This is a genomic window from Nonomuraea cypriaca, from assembly GCF_015645445.1.
In the GTDB taxonomy this organism is placed as follows: Bacteria; Actinomycetota; Actinomycetes; order Streptosporangiales; family Streptosporangiaceae; genus Nonomuraea; species Nonomuraea cypriaca.
Window position 1 is genome coordinate 1 of the sequence record NZ_JADOGI010000413.1, and the last position, 4,541, is coordinate 4,541.

The following is a 4,541-nucleotide window of genomic DNA, read 5'->3' on the forward strand; positions in this document are numbered from 1 at the left end:
GTCCCCGCGCCACCGCCTCCCCCGGCCGGACCATGCGCCCCACCGCCGCTCCGTGCCCGGTGCACCCGCCCGCCACTCCTCCCGGCCGGACGTCCGCTCGGATCGCGGACGCCGCGCGGGAGGCCATCTCGGCCGGCCATCCCTCAGCCGCCGGCCTGCTGTCCCTCGCCGAGTTCCTGAAGGTGTCGCCCTACCGGCTCAGCCGGGCGTTCACCCGTGAGCTCGGCGTCTCGCTCACCCACTACCGCAACCGCGTGCGCGTGGGCCGGGCACTCGACCGGCTGGAGGAGGGCGAGCCGAGCCTGGCCACGCTCGCCGCCGATCTGGGGTTCGCCGACCAGGCCCACCTGACCCGGACGATCCGCAGCCACGTGGGCCACACCCCCACGGCCCTGCGCCGCCTGCTGATCTCCCCAGATCCATGACCGGCTGGATTTTCGCCCGCTCGTCACCATAAGCTCCCCAAATGCGCGATCTAGGTGAGGACCCCCGGCCGGCCCGGGGTGCGGTACGTGAGATCCATTCCCTCCGTGGGCCCGCCACCCTGGCCTACTCCCCCGACCTCGACGGCCTCGCCGATCCGGGCGAGATCGTCTGGGCGTGGGTGCCGTACGAGGAGGACCCGGACCGTGGCAAGGACCGGCCCCTGCTGATCGTGGGCCGCACCGGGCGCAGGCTCCTCGGCATGATGCTGTCCAGCAAGGGCGATGACGACCCTGACTGGCTGGAGCTGGGGGCGTGGGGCCGTGACGGCCGGGTCTCGTACGTACGGATGGACCGCGTCTTCGTGCTGGACGAGGACGACATCCGCCGCGAGGGCGCGGTGCTCGACGGCGACCGCTTCGCCCGGGTCGCGGCCAGGCTCATGAAGACGTACGGCTGGGGCGCCCGCTAGCCGGATCTTCGGTCACACCGCGACGACCAGGGCGTACGGGCGGTCGGCGGGGAAGGCCCAGACGTGCTTGCCCGCCGGGATCACCATCGCCGGCGGCGCGTCCAGTCCCAGCGAGATCACCCGGAAGGCGGCGCCCGCGGCCCTGGCCAGCGTGAACAGGTCGCGCCCGGCGCCCACCAGCACGCCGTTCGCGCAGACCAGGAACGGCACAGGTCCCGCGGGCGCGCCCATGTACCGCCCCGGTTCGCCCGACCAGGTGGACACGCGCAGCAACCCGCCTTCCACGCTGATCCACAGGAAGCCGGCGCACACCGCCAAGCCGCCGCGCGGGCCCGTGCCGAGGTCGACCTCCCTCGGGCCGCCGCGCAGCAAGGTGTCGTGTTTCGACGTCCACCACAGGCGTTCGCCCTCCACGGCGCAGCGGTCCAGGCCGGGTAACTCCACCGGCGGCCCCAGGCGGCCGGGCGCGGCCAGACGGCAGGCCCGGTCGTCGCCGACGGCCCAGATCTCTCCGCCACCCGCCATCGCCCGGCCGTCGAACCGTACGCCGGCGATCGGCTCTCCAGCCGAGCCGAACCAGTAGACGCGGTCGCCCGCGGTGCCCGCCACCGTTCCCGCCAAGGTCCCAGCGGACGGCTTCCCCGCGAACGTCCTCGGCACCATCACGGTCTCCGGCAACGTTCCCGGCACCCCGGCCGTACCGGCCACCGTCCCCGGCACCGCGGCGAGAGATCGCAGCCCCGGCACCCATCCGGCGGCCCGGCCCGCCCCCGCCTCGCCGGAGCGCCCGGCCGCGGCGTCCGTGCGTGACGTCCTCCCGGCCTCCGACTGCCCGGCTCCAGGCGGGGCGGCGGGTCCTGGACGTGTGCGTGGGAGGCGGGTGTCACTCTCGGGGTTCAGTGGCATGCCTGACGCCGTGTGGACCAGCACCTCGCCGCCCGCCGCGCACCAGACGGTGGTCCCGTCGGACGCGGCGACCCGCACGGGGAGGGGCAGGTCGATCCTGGTGACGGCGGCGTCCATGCGCCGACCATAACCGTCCGGACCCGGCACGCCCATGCCCCCGAGAAGGCCGTGTGGGAGTATCCGCTTGGCAAGGCCGCCATCCCCGTATCAGGCGAGGTCAGCACTGCTGGAATCATGGGGTTCATGCGTGTTGTGGTGATCGGAAGCGGCATCGTCGGAGCCGGCGCGGCCTACTACCTGAGCGGGCGCGGCGCGAGCGTGACCGTCGTGGACAGCCACCGCCCCGGCGCGGCGACGCGCGCGGGCGCCGGCATCGTCTGCCCGTGGGTGGACCACCCGGAGGACGATGACTGGTACCGCCTCACCCGCGAGGGCGCCCGCCACTACCCGGGACTGGTGGAGGAGTTGGGCGAGGACATCGGGTACGCGAAGGTGGGCGCCCTCCTGGTGGCCGAGGACCCGGTGGACCTGGAGCCGGTACGCGCCCTGCTGCGCCGCCGACATCCCGCCGCGCCGGAGATGGGGGACGTCGTCGACGTGGACACCCCGTCGGAGCTGTTCCCGCCGCTGTCCGACGAACTGAGCGCGATCCTGGTGCCGGGCGCGGCCCGCGTGGAGGGTAGCGCCGTACGCGACGCGCTCCTGCGTGCCGCCGTCCGCCAGGGCGCCGAGGTGCGTACGGGCACCGCGACCCTGGCACCGGACGGCCAGGTCCTCATCCGGCCCAAGCACGGCGAACCACCCCTCCGGGAGATCGTCCATGAACCCAGGGAAGGCGGGGAGGCCGTGGAGTCCACGGCGGCAGCCGGCGGCCGGCCCGCCGCCGTGGGACCGCAGGACTCCTGGCGCCAGGCGGCCCCGCTCGCTCCAGCCGCCACCGCGCCGGCGGCGACCACGGAAGCACCCTCGTACACCGGCGAGGGCCGGCCGATCGACGCCGACATGGTGATCGTCGCCGCCGGGGCGTGGACCGGCGAGGTGTGCCGGCCGCTGGGGGTGGAGTTGCCGGTGTTCCCCCGGCGTGGCCAGATCCTGCACGCCACGCTGGAGGGCGTCGACACGGCGTGGTGGCCGATCATCCTGCCCCGGCTGGGCCCGTACCTGCTCGGCTTCCCCGACTCCCGCGTCGTGGTGGGGGCGACGGTCGAGGACGTGGGGTTCGCGCCGCGGGTCACCATGGGGGGTCTTGAGGAGGTGATCGAGGCGGGGCTGCGGGTGGCGCCTGGGCTGTTCGGGGCGACGGTGGCGGAGACCAGGGTGGGGCTGCGCCCGGTCTACGCCCCCGGCCCCGCCCTCATCGGCCCGCTGACCGGCCGGGTCGTGGTGGCTACGGGGTTGAGCGCGTACGGGCTGACGGCGGGCCCGTACACCGGCGAAATCGCCGCCGCCCTCGCCCTCGGCGAGGAACCACCCATCGACATCACTCCGTACGCCCCCGCCACCGTCTGACCAACCACCGTCCGACCAACCACCGTCTGACCAACCACCGTCCGACCAACCACCGTCCGACCCACGACCGTCCGGCCCCACCCCGGCTTCTGACCGGGGCCCTCGTTCACGTGCCCACGAGTGCGGGGCGGTCGTTGTCCCTGTCCCCGATTCACGACCGCTTGCCGAGGCGGTGCAGCGCGGCGCCGGCGGTGGCGGCCCAGTGCGGGGCCCCGGCTCGTTCCGCGATGGCCCGCGCGTGCCGGTAGTGACCCGCGGCCTGGTCGTATCGCCCAAGGGCGGCGGACAGGTCGCCGAGGTGCTGTGCCGTAGGGCCGAAGGTGAGCAGTCCGCTGCCCGCACCGGCGAGTTCATCGGCCGCGGGCAGCAGTCGGGCGTACAGGCGTTCCATCGCCGTCAGGTCCCCAGCCCGGATCGCGACCATGGCGTGCAGGCAGGTCCGAACCTCGAGGAGCAGGTCCCCCGGTGATTCCGGAATGGCGTGCGCCTCGCCGGCGAGCGGGAGCGGTGAGGAACCAGGTTCCAGGGGCACCTCGCCGGCGTGCGTCAGGCGGGAGGAGTCGCAGACGGCGAGTACCTGGTCGGTGAACGGGAGCCGGGAGGAACCGGGGGGTGTCTCGCCGCCGAACGGGCCGGGGTCGGCGAGCAGGGGGCGGGACCAGCGCTCGTACGGGCCCCAGTCGGCGTCCGGTGACGCGATGCCGACGGAGAGCAGGGCGAGGGGCAGGATTCCCTCCTCCAGGCCGGGCATCCCTATGCCGGTGAGCCGGGCGGCGGCCGTGCGGTAGGCGGTGCGCGCCTCGTCCCGCCGGCCCGTGACGGCGAGCCGGAGCGCGGCGTACCAGGTGGTGAACACGCCCACCAGGGGCAGGCCGTAACGTTCGGCGAGGCGGTCGGCGGCGGCGGCGTGCCGGTCCGCGGTCGCGAGGTCGGCGAGCGCAGCGCCCGCCTGGATGAGGATCAGGTGCCCCAGCACCTCGAACGTCACCAGCCCCTCATGCCGGGCGGCCAGATCGAGCAGTTCCTCGCCGATCCCGGCCCGCTCGGCGGCGAGCCCCGCCCGGTGGAAGGTCTGCATGTAGCGGCCGTTGAGCGCGTACGCCAGCAGCGCCGGGTCCCCCATGCGGCGGGCGATCGCCTCCGCTTCCCGCGCCGCCTGGTCACCTCGGCGCCCGGCATCGGCGCGCCGTTCCATCGCGATGGTGATGAGCAGCCGGGCGCGTTCGGGTTC

At 74.5% G+C, this 4,541-nt stretch carries 5 protein-coding genes; 3 read left to right on the plus strand and 2 right to left on the minus strand.

The annotated features are described in order from the left end of the window. Together ITP53_RS53940 and ITP53_RS53945 are read left to right on the plus strand one after the other, a co-directional pair. A partial coding sequence (locus ITP53_RS53940; protein WP_195903238.1) for a helix-turn-helix domain-containing protein occupies positions 1-425 on the plus strand: 425 nt, incomplete at its 5' end. 41 nt (positions 426-466) lie between these two features. Beyond that, complete coding sequence (locus ITP53_RS53945; protein ID WP_195903239.1) at positions 467-895, plus strand: type II toxin-antitoxin system PemK/MazF family toxin; 429 nt, start codon at positions 467-469, stop codon at positions 893-895. A gap of 12 nt (positions 896-907) precedes the next feature. Here ITP53_RS53945 and ITP53_RS53950 read toward each other — a convergent pair whose 3' ends face one another. Further along, positions 908-1,918, minus strand: coding sequence for a hypothetical protein (locus ITP53_RS53950; RefSeq protein ID WP_195903240.1), 1,011 nt, complete (start codon positions 1,916-1,918; stop codon positions 908-910). 126 nt (positions 1,919-2,044) lie between these two features. Between ITP53_RS53950 and ITP53_RS53955 the strand changes: the two genes are divergently transcribed. After that, entirely contained in the window at positions 2,045-3,310 is a 1,266-nt protein-coding gene (locus tag ITP53_RS53955) for an NAD(P)/FAD-dependent oxidoreductase (RefSeq protein ID WP_195903241.1), read from the plus strand. A gap of 151 nt (positions 3,311-3,461) precedes the next feature. On the opposite strand, the gene ITP53_RS53960 is transcribed toward ITP53_RS53955, so the two are convergent. Then, positions 3,462-4,541 (minus strand): tetratricopeptide repeat protein (locus ITP53_RS53960; RefSeq protein ID WP_195903242.1); only part of this gene is annotated, 1,080 nt, incomplete at its 5' end.